This is a genomic window from Paenibacillus sp. sgz302164 (assembly GCF_056120505.1).
In genome coordinates this window covers 93,779-113,732 of sequence record NZ_JBVYOL010000017.1, presented here as the reverse complement: position 1 = coordinate 113,732, position 19,954 = coordinate 93,779, and the positions used below count along the sequence as shown (strand labels likewise).

16 protein-coding genes are annotated in these 19,954 nt (G+C 55.5%); 8 read left to right on the top strand and 8 right to left on the bottom strand.

All coding sequences use genetic code 11. From position 1 onward, the window contains the following. Positions 1 to 126: 126 nt before the first annotated feature. Positions 127 to 219, top strand: coding sequence for a putative holin-like toxin (locus AC0LWT_RS26075; protein ID WP_474684204.1), 93 nt, complete (start codon positions 127 to 129; stop codon positions 217 to 219). A gap of 185 nt (positions 220 to 404) precedes the next feature. Here the strand turns inward: AC0LWT_RS26075 and AC0LWT_RS26070 are convergent, their stop codons facing one another. Then, a complete protein-coding gene (locus AC0LWT_RS26070; protein WP_474684203.1) occupies positions 405 to 1,544 on the bottom strand; it encodes an N-acetylmuramoyl-L-alanine amidase in 1,140 nt (379 codons plus the stop codon). A gap of 576 nt (positions 1,545 to 2,120) precedes the next feature. On the opposite strand from AC0LWT_RS26070, the gene sdaAB reads away from it, so the two are divergent. From sdaAB to AC0LWT_RS26055, 3 genes are all read left to right on the top strand, one after another. Next, on the top strand, positions 2,121 to 2,792 hold the full coding sequence (sdaAB, locus tag AC0LWT_RS26065; protein WP_474684202.1) for an L-serine ammonia-lyase, iron-sulfur-dependent subunit beta: 672 nt from the start codon (positions 2,121 to 2,123) through the stop codon (positions 2,790 to 2,792). Positions 2,793 to 2,805: 13 nt separating this feature from the next. Beyond that, on the top strand, positions 2,806 to 3,681 hold the full coding sequence (sdaAA, locus tag AC0LWT_RS26060; RefSeq protein ID WP_474684201.1) for an L-serine ammonia-lyase, iron-sulfur-dependent, subunit alpha: 876 nt from the start codon (positions 2,806 to 2,808) through the stop codon (positions 3,679 to 3,681). 280 nt (positions 3,682 to 3,961) lie between these two features. Further along, the gene (locus AC0LWT_RS26055) at positions 3,962 to 4,198 is read left to right on the top strand and encodes a hypothetical protein (protein WP_474684200.1); all 237 of its coding nucleotides are present in this window, start codon (positions 3,962 to 3,964) and stop codon (positions 4,196 to 4,198) included. 453 nt (positions 4,199 to 4,651) lie between these two features. Here the strand turns inward: AC0LWT_RS26055 and AC0LWT_RS26050 are convergent, their stop codons facing one another. The 5 genes from AC0LWT_RS26050 to AC0LWT_RS26030 form a co-directional block, all read right to left on the bottom strand. Then, the gene (locus tag AC0LWT_RS26050) at positions 4,652 to 5,746 is read right to left on the bottom strand and encodes an S-layer homology domain-containing protein (RefSeq protein WP_474684199.1); all 1,095 of its coding nucleotides are present in this window, start codon (positions 5,744 to 5,746) and stop codon (positions 4,652 to 4,654) included. Positions 5,747 to 6,009: 263 nt separating this feature from the next. After that, on the bottom strand, positions 6,010 to 6,909 hold the full coding sequence (gene galU, locus AC0LWT_RS26045) for a UTP--glucose-1-phosphate uridylyltransferase GalU (protein ID WP_474684198.1): 900 nt from the start codon (positions 6,907 to 6,909) through the stop codon (positions 6,010 to 6,012). A 23-nt stretch (positions 6,910 to 6,932) separates the two neighbouring features. After that, positions 6,933 to 9,041, bottom strand: coding sequence for an ArnT family glycosyltransferase (locus AC0LWT_RS26040; RefSeq protein WP_474684197.1), 2,109 nt, complete (start codon positions 9,039 to 9,041; stop codon positions 6,933 to 6,935). A 217-nt stretch (positions 9,042 to 9,258) separates the two neighbouring features. Further along, positions 9,259 to 10,566: a S1C family serine protease gene (locus tag AC0LWT_RS26035; RefSeq protein ID WP_474684196.1), complete on the bottom strand. Its 1,308-nt coding sequence runs from the start codon at positions 10,564 to 10,566 to the stop codon at positions 9,259 to 9,261. 41 nt (positions 10,567 to 10,607) lie between these two features. Next, positions 10,608 to 10,772 (bottom strand): hypothetical protein, encoded by a 165-nt coding sequence (locus tag AC0LWT_RS26030; RefSeq protein WP_474684195.1) that lies wholly within the window; start codon positions 10,770 to 10,772, stop codon positions 10,608 to 10,610. 324 nt (positions 10,773 to 11,096) lie between these two features. Here AC0LWT_RS26030 and AC0LWT_RS26025 point away from each other — a divergent pair, with 324 nt between their 5' ends. Then, the gene (locus AC0LWT_RS26025) at positions 11,097 to 12,137 is read left to right on the top strand and encodes an LLM class flavin-dependent oxidoreductase (protein WP_474684194.1); all 1,041 of its coding nucleotides are present in this window, start codon (positions 11,097 to 11,099) and stop codon (positions 12,135 to 12,137) included. Positions 12,138 to 12,234: 97 nt separating this feature from the next. Here the strand turns inward: AC0LWT_RS26025 and AC0LWT_RS26020 are convergent, their stop codons facing one another. Further along, the gene (locus AC0LWT_RS26020) at positions 12,235 to 13,428 is read right to left on the bottom strand and encodes an MFS transporter (RefSeq protein ID WP_474684193.1); all 1,194 of its coding nucleotides are present in this window, start codon (positions 13,426 to 13,428) and stop codon (positions 12,235 to 12,237) included. 312 nt (positions 13,429 to 13,740) lie between these two features. After that, positions 13,741 to 14,184: a MarR family winged helix-turn-helix transcriptional regulator gene (locus AC0LWT_RS26015; RefSeq protein WP_474684192.1), complete on the bottom strand. Its 444-nt coding sequence runs from the start codon at positions 14,182 to 14,184 to the stop codon at positions 13,741 to 13,743. A gap of 331 nt (positions 14,185 to 14,515) precedes the next feature. Here AC0LWT_RS26015 and AC0LWT_RS26010 point away from each other — a divergent pair, with 331 nt between their 5' ends. The 3 genes from AC0LWT_RS26010 (at position 14,516) to AC0LWT_RS26000 (ending at position 19,917) form a co-directional block, all read left to right on the top strand. Next, on the top strand, positions 14,516 to 17,719 hold the full coding sequence (locus tag AC0LWT_RS26010) for an NTTRR-F1 domain (RefSeq protein WP_474684261.1): 3,204 nt from the start codon (positions 14,516 to 14,518) through the stop codon (positions 17,717 to 17,719). 130 nt (positions 17,720 to 17,849) lie between these two features. Continuing rightward, positions 17,850 to 18,002, top strand: a complete 153-nt coding sequence (locus tag AC0LWT_RS26005) for a hypothetical protein (RefSeq protein WP_474684191.1) — start codon at positions 17,850 to 17,852, stop codon at positions 18,000 to 18,002. Between the two features lie 103 nt (positions 18,003 to 18,105). Continuing rightward, a complete protein-coding gene (locus AC0LWT_RS26000; RefSeq protein WP_474684190.1) occupies positions 18,106 to 19,917 on the top strand; it encodes a DUF2334 domain-containing protein in 1,812 nt (603 codons plus the stop codon). Positions 19,918 to 19,954 lie beyond the last annotated feature (37 nt).

Here is a 19,954-nt window from a genome sequence, read left to right as displayed (position 1 = left end):
GATAACCAGCTGAATAACACGTTAATATTCGCTTAAATATTTCTGAAAGTTCCAATATATGCCATAATCGGTGTGCAAATAGAATAAGCTTGCAAGGGCGGTCGGCTAATCCTCTGTGAAAGGAGGATGATGCCTGTGACAGTATACGAGGCACTTATGATCATGCTTACGTTCGGACTACTTATCGTAGCTCTGCTGTCTTTCAGAAATAAGAAATAGACCGCCCTACCCAAGGTAACGGTCTATTTCTGATCGTGTTAACCTATCTAAAGCCTACCGCCCTTAAAAGCGGCTATTGCGCGGAGAGTCGTGTTACCAGCACGGCTCTCTTAGCATTGTACGCATGTCTTGAATCCAGTATACCACAAGGACAACGAAAATATAACCCACTATCCAATGACTTCTTACACTTCCGCCGCTGTCCTGACCCACATTTCGCCCAGCCAGGTATCGATCAAATACCACTCGTTCCATTGCTCACGGGCGTTTACTTTTTGCGAGGATAGCCGGCCTGCAGGCTCCACATCAAGCGGGCTCCGGTAGATTGCCGTGTTTTCCCGCAGTTCAATTTGCTTGTTCACCGGCTGGATCGGGGTTAAAGCATGCCCAAGGAACACCCACCGCTCTCCAAGCCAGGTATTCACTTTTCCCCAGCCACCCCTGACGGCGGCAACTTGCAAAGGCTGAGGCGACAAAGCAGACCGGGTACGGGTCATTTTGCCCTTGGAAAATTCATATAGCCAGGTTTGGATCGGCATGTAGATCCGGGATTGCCCCTCAACCTCCGGCTCTTCCACCCGGGCGGCCAAAGCCGAATTAATGCCCGCCGCGATCCCTCCGGTCAGTTTATTTAAGTAACCGGGATCCGACAGCTTCCTGTCTTCCTGCGGATTTGTCATAAATCCCATCTCGACCAAAACCGTCGGCACCTTGGACCAATTGAATCCGGTCAAATCGGAGCGCGGCACGGCGCCCCTGGATACGGCTCCCGAAGCTGCTGCCGCTTCCCTTAAAATGATCTCCGCCGCTTCCTTGCTTGGAGCGTAAATCGCTTGAGTCCCCTCGCTCCATGCCGGATACAACACAGAGATGCCCTGCGTCGCTGGAGAGCTGTCGCCATCGGCGTGAATCCGCACGGCCAAATCAGCGTGAGCTTCGTTGCACATTTGCGCTCTTTCCGCATTCGAAATGTCGACGTTGTTGGACTCCCTGGTCATGACCACCTTGTAGCCCAGCAGTTCCAGCTCTTTTTTGAGCAGCAGCGAAGCTTCTAAGGTCAGCACATACTCCGGCTTTTTCGTGGCGACTCCCGTTGTCCCGGAAGACACTTTCGCTTTCATTTCCTTTGAATTCGGAGCGACGGGCTCCGGATCATTGTTTCCGTGCAGTTGATGCCCGGGATCCAGGCAAATAAGCTGCTCGCCCTGAGCTTTGGCGCTGACCGGCGCCGGCACCAGCGCCCCGAACAACAGGACGAGTGACAAACAAATAAAACCAAGACTGCTGCTGCAGCGTAAAAGGCGACTCCCCGATCTGTTCCGCATGTAAGTTTACTCCTGCCTTCAGCCTCCGCTTTACCCGTTTTCCGGTTCAGGAGGGGCTCCGATGATTGATTTTTGCCCGAATTGAGCTTTAAGCACTTTACACATGCAAATTATAAAATTTTTCTCGTAAAATGTCACTGCTGCTATGACCGCGGCTGCCCGGTGGAGTAAGGACGCCTCCCATTAACAGCTGTCCGGCCGAAGAAAGCGCTGCAGCAAAATGGCGCGCGAGGGGCTGTTCGGCGATACGGATGCGGATGCGGCATTTCCGGGCATCTGCTGCGGATCAAGCGGGCAAATCGCTTGCTGCTCAGCTCGCGAAGCGGCCGATTCCTGAATTTATTGCGCGTTATACGCATAAACTGTCCAAAACGGCTGGTTCGACCGACGGCGTTTACGGACGCCGAACTGTCGGCTCAGGCCAAAACGGAGCTGCCCGGACGGCTGGACGGCGAGTCCTGCGATTGTCTCGTACCGGCCGGCGTGTCCCCGCCCCAAACGTCCATGTCCGTTCAAGCCGCGGCTATCCAGCTGTCCTTTGCGGATTGTATATCCTTGTCTCGGAGACGATGGCTCATGCGATTTAAAGACGTTTTTTCCATTATCGGTCCTGCTATGGTCGGACCGTCAAGCTCCCACACGGCAGGAGCCGCCCGGATTGGCCGGGCGGCTCGCCAGCTTTTCGGCGGACAGCCTGCCGATGCGCACATTATTTTTTTCGGCTCGTTCGCCGCCACCTATGCGGGCCATGGCACCGACCGGGCGATTGTCGGAGGGCTGCTCGATTTCCGGCCTGATGATACCCGCATTTCGAATGCGCTTGAAATCGCCGGACAGAGCGGGCTGCACATTGCCTTTGAAATCGGCAAGGGCTTATATCCGCACCCGAACACAGCCAAGCTGATTCTTTCCGACCCAACGAAACAGAAGCAGCTCACTGTAGTCGGCACGTCCATCGGGGGAGGCAACATTGAGATCGTCGAAGTGAACGGATTCAGCGTCAAAATGACCGGCATTTACCCGACTCTGGTTTTGCAGCACCGCGATTGGACCGGTGTCATTGCCGATATCACCCAGCTGCTGCGCCAGCATGAAACGAATATCGGCTACATGTCCGTCGACCGCAAAAGCCGCAGCGGAGATGCCCTCACCGTGCTGGAACTGGACGGTCCGGTGACCGCTGAGCTTATGGAGGAACTGCACCATATACCGGCGTTGCAGTCGATACAAATCGTAGATTTGCAATAGGAGGTTGGACGTAATGAATTTTCGCACATTAGACGAGCTAGCCGCGTTAAGCCAGTCCAAGGCAACCGGCATTGGCAGGCTCATGCTGGAGGAGCAGTCCGCCGAGTCGGGACGGGATTCCCGGCTGGAATTCGCCAAGATGGCGGACTATTACGCCGTTATGAAAGACGCGGTGCAGCGCGGGCTGCGGGAAGATACGACATCGCGCAGCGGCTTGACCGGGCTGGACGCCCAGCGCGTCATGGCTTATCGGAGCCAAACCGAGCCCAATCTTGGCGGAGATGCGAGCCTGGCCATGGCCTACGCTCTGGCCGTCTCGGAAGTGAACGCGTCCATGGGGAGAATCATCGCGACGCCGACGGCCGGCTCGTGCGGCATTATTCCCGGCGTGTTCGTCAGCTGTCAGCAAAGGTTCGGCTGGAGCGACGAACATATGGTGTACGGCTTATTCGCCGCAGGGGCTATCGGCTACGTGATCGCCAACAACTCTTTCGTCTCCGGCGCCGAAGGCGGCTGCCAGGCTGAGGTCGGCTCCGCCATCGGCATGGCGGCCGGCGCGCTGACCGAACTGCGCGGCGGCACGCCCGCACAAGCGGTTCACGCCGTCGGCCTCGCGCTGAAAAACTCGCTCGGGCTCATCTGCGATCCCGTAGGCGGGCTCGTAGAAATCCCCTGCATCGTCCGCAACGGCTTCGGCGCCGTCACCGCCCTCGCGGCAGCGGATATGGCGCTCGCCGGTGTGCGGAGCGTCATCCCGTCCGACGAGGTCATCCAGGTGATGCTCGAGGTAGGATCGGCGATGCCGGAGCAGCACCGCGAAACGGCCGGCGGCGGCCTGGCCCAGACGCCGACAGGCCGCCGCATCATGAACGACTTGAAAAAACGCTGATCATGAGCAGCGATGGAGGGCCTTGAGAAAGCGCGAGAGCGTTGAAACTCGCCCGCTAGAACCAGCACGGACAACGCGGGGAAAGCCTGCGAAAGTGCAGGTTTTGCCCGTGGATACGCTTGAAGTGAGAGGGCACAAGGTGGTTGGCAGGGAGAACCCTGCGAAAGTGTAGGTTTCGCCCGTGGATACGCTTGAAGTGGAGGGCACAAGACGGTTGGCAGGGAGAATCCTGCGGAAGTGTAGGTTTCTCCCGTGGATGTGCTGAAGTGGAGGGAACAAGGTGTTTGGTAAGGGAAAGCCTGCGAAAGCGCAGGTTTTTTTCATAAAAGTGGTTCATTTTGGCGAAAAGCCTGCAATTGTGCAGGAATTTTCGATGAAAATGAACCTGAGCCCATGTTCGCGGCGAAAAGCCTGCACATTTGCAGGAATTTGTCGTAGCCAGCGCATCAACCGAGCAAAAACTGCACTTTTGCAGGTTTTCTTCACGCAACCGGGCGGATTGGGCGACCTCCCTTAGCATGGGTTACTGGGCAGCCTGACAGGCGCAGGTTTTGCGTGCTCGGTGTTGCGCTGGGAGGTATTGCACCGGGGAGATGTTGCGCCGAGGGCTGTTGCGCCAGGAGCTGTTGCACCGGGGAGATGTTGCGCCGAGGGCTGTTGCGCCAGGAGCTGTTCCACTGGGGAGGTGTCGCGCCGAGAGCTGTTGTGCCGTGGGCGCGCGGTGCGGCACTTTTCGCAGAAGAAGCCTGCATTGTTTCAGCTTTTTCAGGTGCCAGCCGGGTCCCGCCCTCCTTCGGCGATGAGATAAACCTCTATCGAGGTCTTTCGAAGATGTGGGGCTGCACTCAGAGGCAGATTTATTCGCCAATCAGAACGATTGTCCTACTGCCCCACGCGCTTAGCGCTGCATATGGCAACAAAAAAAACGCCCCCACACCTAAAAGGTTTGGGAGGCGTCTTTTTTATCGGCTCATTGGCTGCTGTCGCTGGTGAGACAACGATCGAGCAGCGTCGCTACTTCAGCGCGGGTAATGGTATGCGTAGGTGCGAAGTTTCCTTGTTCGTCCCCTTGAATTAAGTTATGTTGAACCGCAGTTGCGATATATGGACGGAGAGCGGCAGGAATGCTGTCGGCATCTTTGAATTTCTCTTTAAGCAGTTTGTCGGCGGAAGCCGTGTCCATCAAAGTAGTCGAAGGCTTGTTCTTCAAAAGTATTTTTACGAGACTGACCGCTACATCTTGCCGCTTCGCTCCGTCGGTCGGATTGAAGGCCGAATTGCCGTTAGCGTCGGTTTGCGGATCGAGGTAATCTTTTACCGCGGCAATGTTGTTGTAGGACCATCTGTTTTTCTGCACATCCGAGTAATTAGGAGTTTTCGAAGTGTCCGCAGTTAAATTAAAGCCTCTGGACAGCATCGCAGCCAACTCTTCGCGTGTGACGGTCGAGTCCGGGTTAAACCGCTTGTTCTGGTCCCCCTGAAGAACGCCTCTGCCTACCAGATCATTGATGGACTTGTTAGCCCAATGATTTTTAATATCGATCAAACCTTTATCGTCGTTGGATTGGGAGCCCGCTGCTGTTGTCGCTGTATTATTGTAGACAGGGTCGGTCTTTTGCGTTTGCCAATTCCAATTCGCCAATGTGTTTGCGAGGTTTGCATTATCGATTTGCTGGTTCAAACGGTCAGGAAAAGCGGCTTTTTGCTTGTCGGCCTGATCCTTGGTAAGCGTGCCGGCATTAACGTCGGCGTCGATGGAAGTGTTAACGGCATCCTTCAGCTTTTGTAGAAAAGCGTCTTTGCCGAATCCTTTATCAGAAGCTATTTGCGATAGCGTTCTGCCTTTTTTCAATTCCGTAGTAATTGCCGCCTCGTCGACCCCGAGCAGCTTGGCGCCTTCTTTGACCATTCTGCTGTCCTGATTTGCGGATGTGTCGGTTGCTGCGCTGTACTTCGAAGTCGGCGTTGCCGCGTAGGCTTGACTATTGAGAAGGACGCTGCCTGAGCTGAACAGGCAAGTAGTAAGAAGAGTGCCGGCGATGATTTTTTTGCTTAGTGCTTTCATGATGTAGTTCCACCTCTCGGATAAGTTATTGTTTCTTACAAGGACAAGTATAGACCCCTAACCTGAATATCCCCTGAGCCTGCCCTGAAGAGACAATGAGAACTGCCTGAGAATCCCCTGAATGCGGCAAAAGCGCCAAACCGCGCTGAAGAGGGCCAATTGACGGTAAAAAAGAAAAAGCATCATCGGCGGCAGGTTTACGGGAAACCGCTGCGATCATGCTTTTTCAATCCATGCGTATCGCTCTTGTACTGGGCAAAGCTTCATACGCTCTTCTTCATATTCTCTTTACCGCGTTCCTTCAATATAAGCATCTCCAGATAATCGAGCAGACGCGCACGGAGGCTTTTTCTTTGCAGGCCCATTTCGACGAATGCCTTCATATATCCGAATTTATCTCCGATATCATACCTTTCTCCGTTCAGTTGGAGCGCGAGCAGCCCCTCGGTACGGCATACTTCGCGCAGCGCGTCGGTAAGCTGGTATTCGTTGCCGGACCCTCTCTCGATCGTTTGCAGCGCGTCAAACACCGATGGCTTCAAAATATATCTGCCCATCACCGCCATATTGGACGGCGCTTGATGCGGAGCCGGCTTTTCGATCATGTCGCGCACGGAATACGTTCGGTTGAGGTTTCTGACCGGATCGATGATGCCGTATTTGCTCACCTCGTCCGGCGGGACGGGCTGCACGCCTACAATATTCATATCCGCGGTTTCGAACAGCCGGATCATCTCCTGCAGCACCGGGGTATCGCTGACCATGATGTCGTCGCCGAGCAAAACGGCAAACGGTTCATTGCCGACAAACGGCTGCGCGCAAAGGATGGCATGGCCCAATCCGAGCGGTTCCTGCTGTCGGATATAATGAATATTCGCCATCTGATTGATGCTCTGTATTTCTGCGAGCAGCTCGCTTTTGCCTTTTTCGCGAAGAATTTGTTCCAGTTCAACGGATTTATCAAAATGATCCTCGATCGACTTCTTATTACGCCCCGTCACAATCAAAATACTTTCAATTCCCGATTGAACGGCCTCTTCCACAATATATTGAATGGCCGGCTTGTCGACGATCGGCAGCATTTCCTTAGGTTGAGCTTTGGTAGCGGGCAATATGCGCGTTCCCAAGCCTGCGGCAGGAATAATAGCTTTCTTGATTTTCATTTTGATACACTCCTTGTCTCGGATTAGGATTGAATTTCGTATAACGTCATCGAACTGCCCATGCGCATTGGCGCACCCTGGCCCTGCGTCGTGTCTTGAGTTGTGCTCGAAGTTGAGTTCGAAGCTGCCGCAGCCGAGGTCTGCCACTCATCGGTCGAAACCACGGTGCCGTTTTCTTGAATCCAGTTCGTCAGCTCGGAGCTGTCGCCGCCCGGGGAACCCGATCCCTCGAGCAGGAAGTATTTGACTTCTTTGTTTTTCACTAAAGTTTTAAGTTGATCCAGCGTCAAAATCGGGTCGGACCCCGAAAAGCCGCCCATCGCCATAACCGGCTTGCCGGATTCGATAATATAAGGCGCAGCCGACGTGGCGCGCATTGTGGCGAATAAATATTTTTCGCCGGTGTTGTGCTCGGTCAAATATTGCAGCAGCTTGGCGTTCACTTCTTCTTGCCCCATGCCTGCGCCCTGTGACGAGGATTTCAACTGAGGCCCCGCTTCAGGCAGCATGCTGTTGCCGCCGTACATAAGAGGCGTAGCGGACCAATACAGCGGAACGACCAGCAGGACGAGCAGCCCGGCAGCGGCGGCGATCCGGTTCCATTTCGCTTTTTGCGTGCGCAGACCGAGATATGCGGATACCAGGACGCCCGCTGCGCCGATCCCTATGGACCAGCCGATACCGATTTGACTCGTATAATCGGACATGATGTATAGCTGAAGCGCTGTCGTAGCGAGAACGCCCGACGGCAGCAGCCACATCCGCCAGCCGGCCTTATCGCGGTAAAGCCTCCACATTTCGCCCCATCCTGCTCCGACAAGCGCTGCGATCGAAGGAGCGAGCATGATCAGGTAGTATTGATGGAAAAAGCCTGCGACGCTGAAGAATGCCATGGCGGGAAGCAGCCATGCGAGCCAGAACAGCGTTTCTTTCTGTTTGTCCGTCAGCGGCTTTCTGCGGCGGATGCCTGCGAGCAGCCCGGCGGAGCCAATGGCCGCAAAAGGGATCAGCCAACTGATCTGCCCGGACAGGCCGGATTGGAACAGCCGCAGCGGTCCGGCACTCCCCGTGCCGAATGCGCCACCGCTGCCGCCGCCCATCGGTCCGCCGCCACCATCGCCGGCTCCGGGCCCTTGCCCGCCGCCGAACCCGCCCGGCGGCATATTGCCGCTGCCGGCTGCATCGCCGGCCTGCGGTCCGACCGCGCTTCCGTCGGCTGAAGCGCCGGTGCTTGCAGCGGAGGCTGTGCCGTCGCTGCCGGTTTGCCCCTGCTCGGTGGCTGTGCCGTCCGCCGCCGGAGCTTCTTTCGGCGTGCCCCCGCTGCCGCCGCCACCGACTATCCCGGAGCCCGTTAAACGGGATACGCCGTTATACCCGAAGGCCAGCTCCAGGACGGAGTTGGTCTGGCTGCTGCCGATATAGGGCCGGCTGTCTTTGGCAATCGAGTCTACCGTCACCGCCCACGAGACGGATATCGCGACGAGCAGGACGGTTGAGGCGGCAAGTACGGCCAGTTTCTTTTTCCAGTTGGCGCGAAAAGCGATCAAGTACAGCAAGTAAAAAGCAGGTACAACCATATACGCTTGAAGCATTTTTATGTTGAAAGCGAGGCCGACCGTGCCGAAGGCGGCTGCGACCCATCCCCACTTGTGATTGCGGATGCCGCGCAGCAGCATCCAGACGGCGAGCAGCAAAATGAATACGAGCAAGCTGTCCACGTTATTCGTTCGGGCAACCGCTACCGCAATCGGCGTACAGGCAAAAACGAACGCGGCCATGCGGGCGGCAATCTTGCCGTAAGTCGGCTTCACCGTAAAATAGATCAGCAATACGGAACCGATACCGGCCAAAGCCTGCGGAAGGATGACGCTCCAGCCGCTAAGCCCGAACAAGTAGGCGCTGGCGGTCTGCAGCCAAAACGTAACAGGCGGTTTATCGACTGTTACGAAGCCTCCCGGGTCAAACGATGCGTAGAAAAAATTATGAAAGCTTTGAAGCATGCTGGTAACCGCCGACGTGTAATAAGCGTTGACATAGGTCTGGTTCCAAATATTCCAGACGTTAAAAAAAGCCGATAACAAAACCGCTGCAGCCAAAAAATAGTCCAATTTCCGCAAAGATTTTGCGTACATATTGCCCACCCCTTTGTGCCAAATCGTTGTCTCTTTCGTTATGTATACTGTAACGAACGAAACTGAATCGGCCCTGAGGGCGGCCTGAGCATTTCTTGATAGCCTGCTGAACATTTACTGAATAGAAATCCCGGGCTCAGGAAGACAAAAACCCATTGACGCATAAGTCAACGGGTTTGCATTTGTCCTGGTTTCCTGCACAATCCGGCAATCCGGCTTATTTCCGGGTGGAAGCAGTGCCTGCGTTATTTTTATCCCCGACGGTAACCGTCAGATCTTGAGATTGGCCATTGCGGGAAATCGTCACTTTCAGCTTATCCCCGACTTTGGCCGCCTGAACCTGTTTGGTCAGCTGCTCTGCGCTCGAAATACTCGTTCCGTTGATGGCCGTAATGACATCATACTGGCGGATACCGGCTTCGAAGGCGGGCGATTTTTGCTGTACGGCAGCCACAAAGGCGCCATCGGTATTTTTCAATTTAAAATCGGACAGCATATCTTGCGTAACATCCTGAACGCTGACGCCCATGTAAGGAGAAGCTTCTTTCGGAATCGCTTCGTTGTTTTTCAATTTATCCAGAACGGAATTGATTGTGCTTGTCGGAATGGCAAAGCCGATGCCTTGAGCTTCCGAGCTGACAGCCGTATTGATGCCGATCACTTCGCCGTTCATATTGAGCAGCGGACCGCCGGAGTTGCCGGGATTAATCGCCGCATCCGTCTGAATCAGATGCTTGTAGTTTCTTGTGCCCTGCTGGTCGTCGATGCTGATCGAACGTTCTTTGGCGCTGAGTACGCCGGACGTAACCGTGTAGTCGAAGTCGTACGGATTGCCGATGGCGACAACCCCGTCTCCCGGTTGAGCATTATCCGAATTGCCGATCGGCAAGGAGGCGAACTCTTTGTTTCCGGAAATTTTGAGCACGGCCAGATCCAGATCGTAGCTGTTGCCCAGCAAAGTCGCTTTGAACGGCGTATCGTAGCCTTGTACGTACACGTCGATCTCATCGGCGCCGTCAATTACGTGCTCATTGGTTAAAATATAACCGGAGGACTCGAAAATAAATCCGGAGCCGAGCCCGCTTTCCTGCAAGCTGCCGCTGTTGTCGCCCTGGGACTGGCTGCCGCCACCGCTGCCGTTGCCACTGCCGTCACCAAGAAATTGCCGGAAGAACGGGCTGTCGTATAGCGGGTTGCTGCTTTTCGTCTTGGTCGCTTTCGTTTTCGTCTCGATTTTGACTACGGCAGGACTGGCTTGTTTGGCAATAGCGGCTATGCTGTTCGTTCCGGTGGAAGCGCCCAGCGATGCGGTCTGTACGCCGCGGCCGGTCGTAGTTCCCGCTGCCGCGGCGACCGTTCCGCTTGCAAGCGGCTGAACACCGCCGGTAAACAAATTCAGCTTATCGGAAGCGAACATAAGACTGCCGACTACGACCGCTCCGGCCATAAAAGCCGCGAAGACGCTTTTCATGGAAGTTTTGCGACGTTCCTCAGGTGTATGATTGGTTGGAATTAATTCGTTCATTGGATATACCACCTTTCTTTTATTTGCAATCTATAAAATGTTTAAGCTATAACGGACCAATTGGAGAGCGCGGATACGATTTTCCGAATGCGTTCATCCAGCTTGATCTGGCCGACAGACCGGGAAACGGCATTGTCTGAAGCTGCGGCGTAAATTTTGTTGTATACGATAGCTTCGGCCGAACTATGGCTTGGTTTAGCGCTCATGTTCATTCCACCTAACTGTGTTGGATTAACTTTATGTTTTGAGTATAGATGCCTAACCTGAAACGCTCCTGAAGCTATGCTGATAAGAACATAAAAACTATCTGAAAATACGCTGAATTTGCGGGCGGCAAAAAACCTCTCCCACAGCGGCAAACCGCTGCAACAGAGGCTTTTATAAGGAAATTTAAAAAAGTATCCCTAGATGGTATAAAAAAGATACTATACTACAAATAAGTTGGTACTTGCTTTAATTTGCATAATATCTAATAATGAGAGCATGGTTATTATCGTTGGATTTTACTTATCGAGGAGGTTGACGACTTTATGTTCGAAGATAGTAGTACTACCAAACAAAACAAGCGATTTGATGAGGTGCCTGTTTCCGTTCTGGACCTGGCCCCTGTCGTTGAAGGCAGCAACCCGGCCGAATCTTTTCGCCGGACGCTTGATCTTGCGCAGCATGCCGAAAAGTGGGGCTATCACCGGTATTGGCTGGCTGAGCACCATAACATGGCCGGCGTTGCCAGTTCGGCCACTTCGCTTATTATCAGCCATGTCGCGGCAGGCACTTCGAGAATCCGCGTAGGCTCAGGCGGCATCATGCTGCCCAACCACGCCCCTCTGGTCATTGCCGAGCAATTCGGCACGCTGGAATCGTTGTATCCGGGGCGCATCGATCTGGGGCTGGGAAGAGCCCCCGGATCGGACCAGCTTGCTTCCCGCGCTCTGCGCCGCGGTCTGGGCAGCGACGGGCATGATTTCCCCGAACTGCTCAGCGAGCTGCGCGGTTACCTGGACCCGTCCTTGGGAACCAGCATGCCCGGCGTGCGGGCCGTTCCCGGCGAAGGGCTGAACATCCCGATCTGGCTGCTCGGCTCAAGCGGATTTAGCGCCCAGCTCGCAGGCCAATTGGGCTTGCCGTTCGCTTTTGCCAGCCATTTTGCCCCGGACTATTTGATGCCGGCCCTGGAACTGTACCGCAGCAGCTTCCGTCCGTCGAAAGTGCTGGACAAACCTCATGCCATGGTAGGCATCAGCGTCGTTGCCGCCGATACCGACGAAGAAGCGCAAAAATTATCCACGTCGCAGCAGCAGCTGTTTCTCAATCTGATCCGCGGCCGGCCCGGCTTGTTGAAGCCGCCTGTGGACAGCATGGAGCCGCTCTGGCTGCCGCAGGAAAAAGCCCACGTCCTGAAGCAATTGAGCTTCACGGTTGCCGGAAGCAAAGAAACGGTACGTGAGCGGCTGCAGCAGATCTTGAATAAAACGGAAGCCGACGAAATCATTGTGGCCGGGCAAATTTTTGATCACAGCGCCCGTCTGCGCTCCTACGAAATACTTGCCGAAATCGTGCAAGGAAAGTAAAAATCAACAATGAAACCTCCGACTCCACTTGATTGCCGTGGTTTCGGAGGTTTTTTTGCTGCGCCTCGCTTCTATATAAAATGCACACCTCAAAGATTTACTTCTTCTCTGTGGCGAAATAAAGCAGAGCAATGACCGGAAAGATTATTCCTACCCATAATGCTGCACTCCATCCTCCTAATGCGTATACCCATCCGCCGATAGCGGATCCAACGGCACCGCCCAAAAAGAAAATAGCCATGAATAGCCCGTTTAATCGGCTGCGGATTTCTGGCCCTAACGAGAAGATTGACCGTTGTCCAAGCACAAGATTTGCGGATACTCCAGCGTCCAATAGAATGGCTGATACGACTAAAACAGCTATTCCGACAGGCGAACTTGTCTGGATGATGAGTGGCAGTAAAACAGAAACGACGACAATCGTGAGAGCTATCCCTGTAGACGATCTGGTCAAGCCGCGATCAGCCAGTCGGCCGGCTATAGGTGCCGCTATAGAACCCGCGACTCCGACAAGGGCGAACAACGCAATGGCTTTTTGAGAAAAATGAAAAGCAGGACTGGTCAACAATAACGGAACTGTTGTCCAGAACAAGCTGAAAGTCCCAAACAAACACGCATGATAAACGGCTCGACGGCGTAAGATCGGGGTAGTCCGAAGCAGATGCCACATTGAACCAAGGAGGACTACATAGTGCGTGTTTGCCGTGGGCTTCCTTGCAGGAAGGACCTTAGCCAGCACGATCGCCAGGAGAACAATAACTGCGGCTGACAGGGCGAATATCGCATGCCAGCCTAAGAAGTCAGCCACCAGGCTCGATAACGGACGTGAGAGCATGATACCAAGTAACAGACCACTCATGACATTGCCTACAACACGGCCGCGTGTTGCTTCCGTTGCAAGGTATGATGCAAAAGGCACGAGTACTTGTGCAGCTACCGACCCCAACCCGATGAAAAGTGAAGCCGCTAAGAAAAGCATAGCGTGTTTCACGACTGCAGCGGCAATCAGGGCGACTGCGCTGAGCAGTAAAGTGACGACTACCAGCCTTCGATTTTCAATAATATCCCCCAAAGGTACGACAAACAGCAAGCCGACAACATACCCAATCTGGGTTAACGTTACGATCAAGCCGGCACTTCCGGCAGACATCCCAATTGAAGAGCTGATTAAACCTACCAAGGGCTGTGCGTAGTAAAGATTAGCTACAATGATACCGCATGCGGCCGCCAGAAGTATGGCTAACCATGCCGGGAGATCCTTTTCGATGGCTTGTTTTTTTGAAAAAGTCATAGTTACAACTCCTTATTTGGAAATCATATTGACATATGGATTTTATTCAAGCGCTGCGATGATCCCCCCTTCTTTACCGATAACGCAATTAAATACTGCACTTAATGTTCACTAATTAATGATTAAATAATATACTGAACGTATAGTTTTGTAAATAGACAATTTAATTTAGTTTATACTTTTCAGTTCGGATACATACGTGCGAAAGTTGGGAGGGTAAAATCATTACGGAGTTATAGGCGAGGCTCTGCATCTTCAAATGCAAAAAAGCCCGAACAAACATCTTCGGGTAAAAGTTACTCTGCAGCAGATTTATTTATCCGCCGTTTTGCATTTTTGGATTAAAGACTGCAGCTCATTCTGGAGGCCGTCCTCTAAAAAGGCAGACTGAATAATTTCGTTAAAAGTTACCAAGGCTCTTTTAAATTTATTTTCGCCGAGCTCCGTCAAATGGGTGTAGATCCCTCTCCGATCGTCTTCACAAACGTGCCGCTGCAAAGCACCGCAGCTTTTAGCTTCCATTCTGCCTACCAGTCTTGATACGGCGCTTTGACTTAAGCCGACCATTTCCTCCAATTTCTGTAACCTTAATTGTTTATCGCTTGTTTGGGACAGGAAATAAAGAACATAGAATTCTTTTAACGATAAACTATAGTTCTCTTGTAGAGCACTCTCCAATTTATTATTAATGCTCGTTTGTATATTGGTAAAAGACAGCCAGTTATCTAATAGTTCATTGTTGGCGCTAGTATGCATATAAGTCTCACCTGTTCTGTTTCAAATAATATAGTCATTCGGATTATTACAGCCGCCGTTCATTATTTTAAGAATATCATAATGATTATTCCCAAGCTAGACCGCAGCATTCATGTTTATGCTTTTTTGTGCAAATAAAAAAATTGGATTTAGACAGCCTCCCCTCTCGGTAACGGTCTTCATGACTGCCCACATCTTCTTCGCGCGTTCAAAAATTGTGATTCTGACCAGCGTCAAAGGACGTTACTGGAAAACAAAAGCTGCCGTATACTATTCTACGTTTCTCTAACGGGTTAAGGGAAACGCAATTATGAGGAAAGGGGCTTTAAAAATGACTATTCAAAACTTAGTCGTTAACGGCGGTTTTGAAACAGGAACTCTTGTCCCGTGGAGCTCTGCCAATGCTTCGGTTACAAGTACTTTTTCGCATTCGGGTATATTTGCTGCCGATTTGCAAGGCGGTGCAGTTACCTCTTTTATAGCACAATTCGTACCGGCAACTTCAGGAGAATCTTACGAATTCCTTGTTTCGCTTGCCAAGGTCGGGGGACTGCCGGCACCTTCCGTTACGGCCCAGGTGCTTTTTTTTGACAGCCTCTTTAATCTGCTCAGCACCGGACTTTTTATAGACGTTCTACAAGATCGAATTCCTGACGCTACAAACAATACTTGGCTCGAAATCTACCAAACGACGAGCCCTGCTCCCGCCGGCACCACTCAAGCGTTCATACTAATCAACACTATCCCGCTGGCTGGAACAGCGGATATTTTAGTAGACGACGTGGCATTGCTGGCTGCAACCGGAGGCGGAGCCACCGGGCCGACGGGTGCTACGGGAGCTACAGGTGCTACTGGTGCTACGGGGGCTGCAGGAGCCACTGGGGCGACGGGTGTTGCAGGAGCCACCGGTGCGACGGGCGCGACAGGGCCATCAGGCGGAGCTACTGGCGCGACAGGTGTGACTGGGGCTACAGGTGCTACCGGGGCCACTGGAGCCACGGGCGCTACCGGTGCCACGGGTGCTGCTGGAGCCACGGGAGCCACAGGTGCTACTGGCGCTACCGGAGCCACGGGCGACACGGGCGCTACTGGGGCTACCGGAGCCACGGGTGCCACGGGCGCTACTGGTGACACTGGTGCTACGGGCGCGACGGGTGCCACGGGCGCTACTGGTGCCACTGGTGCCACTGGTGCTACGGGCGCGACGGGTGCCACTGGTGACACGGGCGACACTGGGGCTACGGGCGCTACTGGTGACACAGGTGCTACCGGTGCCACGGGCGACACTGGCGCTACCGGAGCTACCGGCGACACTGGGGCTACGGGCGCTACTGGTGACACCGGGGCTACGGGCGCGACGGGTGCCACTGGTGACACGGGCGACACTGGGGCTACGGGCGCTACTGGTGACACAGGTGCTACCGGTGCCACGGGCGACACTGGCGCTACCGGAGCTACCGGCGACACTGGGGCTACTGGCGCTACTGGGGCCACGGGCGCTACTGGGGCCACCGGCGACACTGGGGCCACGGGCGCTACTGGGGCCACAGGGGCCACGGGCGCTACGGGCGACACTGGGGCCACTGGGGCCACTGGGGCCACTGGGGCTACTGGCGACACCGGAGCCACGGGCGACACTGGTGCCACGGGCGACACTGGAGCCACTGGAGCCACTGGCGACACGGGGGCTACGGGCGCGACGGGGGCCACTGGGGCCACGGGCGCTACTGGCGCTACCGGTGCCACTGGTGCAACTGGGGCTACGGGCGACACTGGAGCCACAGGAGCTACTGGCGCTACCGGTGCCACTGGAGCCACTGGCGACACTGGTGCTACGGGCGCGACGGGTGCTACGGGCGACACTGGGGCTACGGGGGCTACCGGCGACACGGGGGCCACGGGCGCTACTGGCGCTACCGGTGCCACTGGTGCAACTGGGGCTACGGGCGACACGGGGGCTACGGGGGCTACCGGTGCCACGGGTGCGATGGGTGACACCGGAGCCACGGGCGACACTGGGGCCACTGGCGCTACAGGGGCTACTGGCGCTACTGGTGCCACGGGCGACACTGGGGCCACTGGGGCTACGGGCGCTACTGGTGCCACGGGCGACACTGGAGTCACAGGAGCTACTGGCGCTACCGGTGCCACTGGAGCCACTGGCGCTACCGGTGCCACTGGAGCCACTGGAGCCACTGGCGACACTGGGGCTACGGGTGCTACCGGAGCCACGGGTGACACGGGTGACACGGGCGCTACTGGTGCTACTGGTGCCACAGGGGCCACGGGTGACACGGGTGACACAGGTGCCACGGGTGACACGGGGGCTACTGGCGACACTGGTGCCACTGGCGCTACTGGGGCTACGGGCGCTACTGGTGCCACAGGGGCCACGGGAGCCACGGGCGCTACTGGTGCCACAGGTGCCACGGGCGCTACCGGAGCCACGGGTGACACGGGGGCTACTGGCGACACAGGTGCCACTGGCGCTACAGGGGCTACGGGCGCTACTGGTGCCACGGGCGACACTGGTGCCACTGGGGCCACTGGGGCTACGGGCGACACCGGAGCCACGGGCGCCACGGGGGCTACTGGCGCCACAGGTGCCACTGGTGACACGGGCGCTACTGGTGCCACAGGTGCCACTGGTGACACGGGCGCTACCGGAGCCACGGGCGCTACTGGTGCCACAGGGGCCACGGGGGCCACGGGGGCTACTGGCGACACAGGTGCCACTGGTGACACGGGCGCTACTGGTGCCACAGGTGCCACGGGCGCTACCGGAGCCACGGGTGACACGGGAGCTACTGGGGCTACTGGGGCTACTGGGGCTACTGGTGACACAGGTGCTACGGGAGCCACTGGTGCTACCGGGGCTGGCGCAACTGGCGCTACTGGGGCTACTGGTGACACAGGTGCTACTGGCGCTACCGGAGCCACCGGCGACACTGGGGCCACGGGCGACACAGGTGCCACTGGAGCCACTGGCGCTACAGGTGCCACGGGCGACACAGGTGCCATTGGGGCTACTGGCGACACTGGCGCTACCGGAGCCACGGGCGACACTGGTGCTACGGGTGCTACCGGAGCCACGGGCGACACTGGTGCTACGGGTGCTACCGGGGCCACGGGCGCTACCGGGGCCACAGGGGCGTTCCAACAGTTTCAGGTTTCCGAGAATTCGCCAAATACGACGGGGAGTTCAGCAATAGCGATAAGTGCTGTCGCGACTCCTCTCGGGACGATTACAATAACGGGGGTTCCGGCCGGAAGCCGCGTTTGGTTAACCGGAATTGTTGGATGGCAAGCAGATGCGGCTAATACTGTGCTTCAATTGCAAATTCTTAATGGAGCAACCGTCATCTTTAGCATCAATGATGAAGCGACCTCGACATCCTCATTTTTCGCAACGAGCGTCGACCATGTTGATTCAACGCCTGGAACCGGCGATGTAACGTATACGTTACAGGCGTTAACGCTGAGCGGTACGGCGACTGCAATCGGAGCGATCACTTTCACCGGAATTTTGCTGTAAAAAATAAAGCTTTGAGGCCGACCTTTTACAGGTTGGCCTTTTAACTGCCCTTTTGCCCCCTCTTCATGCCTGAAAAGCGGATATCCTTCCTAACGAATGGCTATATTACTTGTTAAGGAGCGTGAAAATAGTGCCAAAACATGAAAAAGAAACCGAGCCGACGATCGCACCCGGAATGAACACCCATGATCCGCTTGAAGAAAAGGCTGACGGAAAAGAGATCGAGCAAGGCGAATATACGGAGGTTACCCGCCTGTACCTTGATCGCACGCCGGAAGACTAGCCCCCTCCCATCCTCTCCCCCTGCAAAAGCCGGTTATGAAAAAAGCTGATCCCATCATACATATCACCAACGAAAGGTTTCGTGCAGGCGAGGGGGAATTCGGATGAAAAAAGCATTGATTCGGCTTGAAGATATCGGCCCCGGAGACTATTACGAATCTGCGGAAAATCAGGCGAAGCTTATTGCTGTCGCCGATTTTTTGCGTGCGTCTGGCGTTCCGTTTCATGTCGCCGTCATTCCCCGGTTTGTCGACCCGATCCGCCGGATCGACCGCTCCATTGCGGACCGGAGCGATCCGGTATCGGTTCGTTTTGTCCAAACGCTGCACACGTTGTCCGATAAAGGCGCATCCCTCGGCATTCACGGATACACGCATCAATACGGCAAAACGGTAAGCGGCGAAGGCTACGAATTTCATTACGCAGACTGCCGCGCGAACTGCCCGCCGGACGATTCGCCGAAGGCATTGAGTCAGCCTGCCCAGCTGCGGCATTCGTACGCATACGGTCGGTTCGCCAAGGCGCTTGAGCTGTTTCACGCCGCCGGGTTGCGGGCGGATTGGTTCGAAACGCCGCACTATGCAGCCTCCCCGGTTCAAAGGGGTATTCTTGAAGCTTGCAGCGGCCTCGTTTATGAAAATAATCCCGCTTTCCCCGATAGCCGGAAGGTCACGTTTCACGGCTCGGACTCGCCTGTCTCCAGTGGAGCTCTGTACGTTCCGACACCCCTCTTCTACGTAAGCGGCGAAGCTGCCAAGGAAGACACGAAACGAATCGTCAGCGAGATGCGCAAGTATGGAGCCGATGATTTGGCTTCTTTTTTCTATCATCCGTTTCTTGAATTCCCATATATCCGGCTTCAGCCCGGCGCCCCGCCAATCTATGAGGACAAAACGCCGCTCAAAACGCTAATCCGCTCCTTTCAAGCGGACGGCCGACGGTTCGTCTCCATTTTGGGTTTGCTTTCGTTTGTACCGGATTTCCGGCAAACCGATCTTTGGGAAGGACCCGATTACCGGGTTCTGACTGCAAAAACCGAAAAAGGCGGTAAAGACAGGCTCATGATCCGTCAGCGCTCAAGCGGCAATTGGTATTTTGCTGAGGTGAGTTTGGACAGCAGGTTTAAAATCGGGAACGGGATTCGCACGGTTCGTCCGGTTTTGTCGGGCTGGCCCGTATCGGGCGGCGGGACGGAGCTGGCCGGCGATTTCAACGGCGACGGCCGAACTGACGCTGCGGTATGGCATCCCGGGCTTTGCGTTTGCGAGGTGGCGCTACATACAGGTACCGGGCTGCAGCCTGACGGGAGATGGCTTGCCGCGGGAGACGCGTTCAGGGGATGGCAAGCTCTTGCGGGGGATTTGAACGGCGACGGGCTGACGGATTTGGTGCTGTGGGACCCGGATTCCGGCCGTCTGGCTGTGGCTCTCAGCCACGGACGAGGGTTTTACGCCCCGCAGCTCCGGCTGCAAGTCCCCGGCTTCGCCAAAGCCCGCTCCCCTTATATCGCGGACGTCAACGGCGACGGGCTGGCCGATCTTGTGCTCTGGGACCGCGCGGCAGGTCAATGGGACGTCTGGCTAAGCGACGGACTGCGTTTACATGCCGCTGGCGCCTGGTTGACCGCGCCCATATCCGGCGAGCGCTATGACGCGCTTCTCGCTGATTTGAACGGCGACGGCCGCAGCGATCTCCTGCTTGTGGATCGGGAGCAGGGACTTTGGACAGCCGCCCTCAGTACAGGAAGCGCCTTCTTACCGCCGGCTTCCCCTTTCGGGCCGTGGGCCGCGGGCGCAAGCATGGAGCCGCTCGCGGGCGACTTTCACGCGACTGGCCGGAACGACCTGCTGGCGCGTTGGCCCGATCGGTTTGGCGGCACGCTATCTGCCGCGGTCAACATTTTGAACAGGCGTTAAAACCGCCGGCTGCAGGCTGCAGGCAGCGTGCATTTTG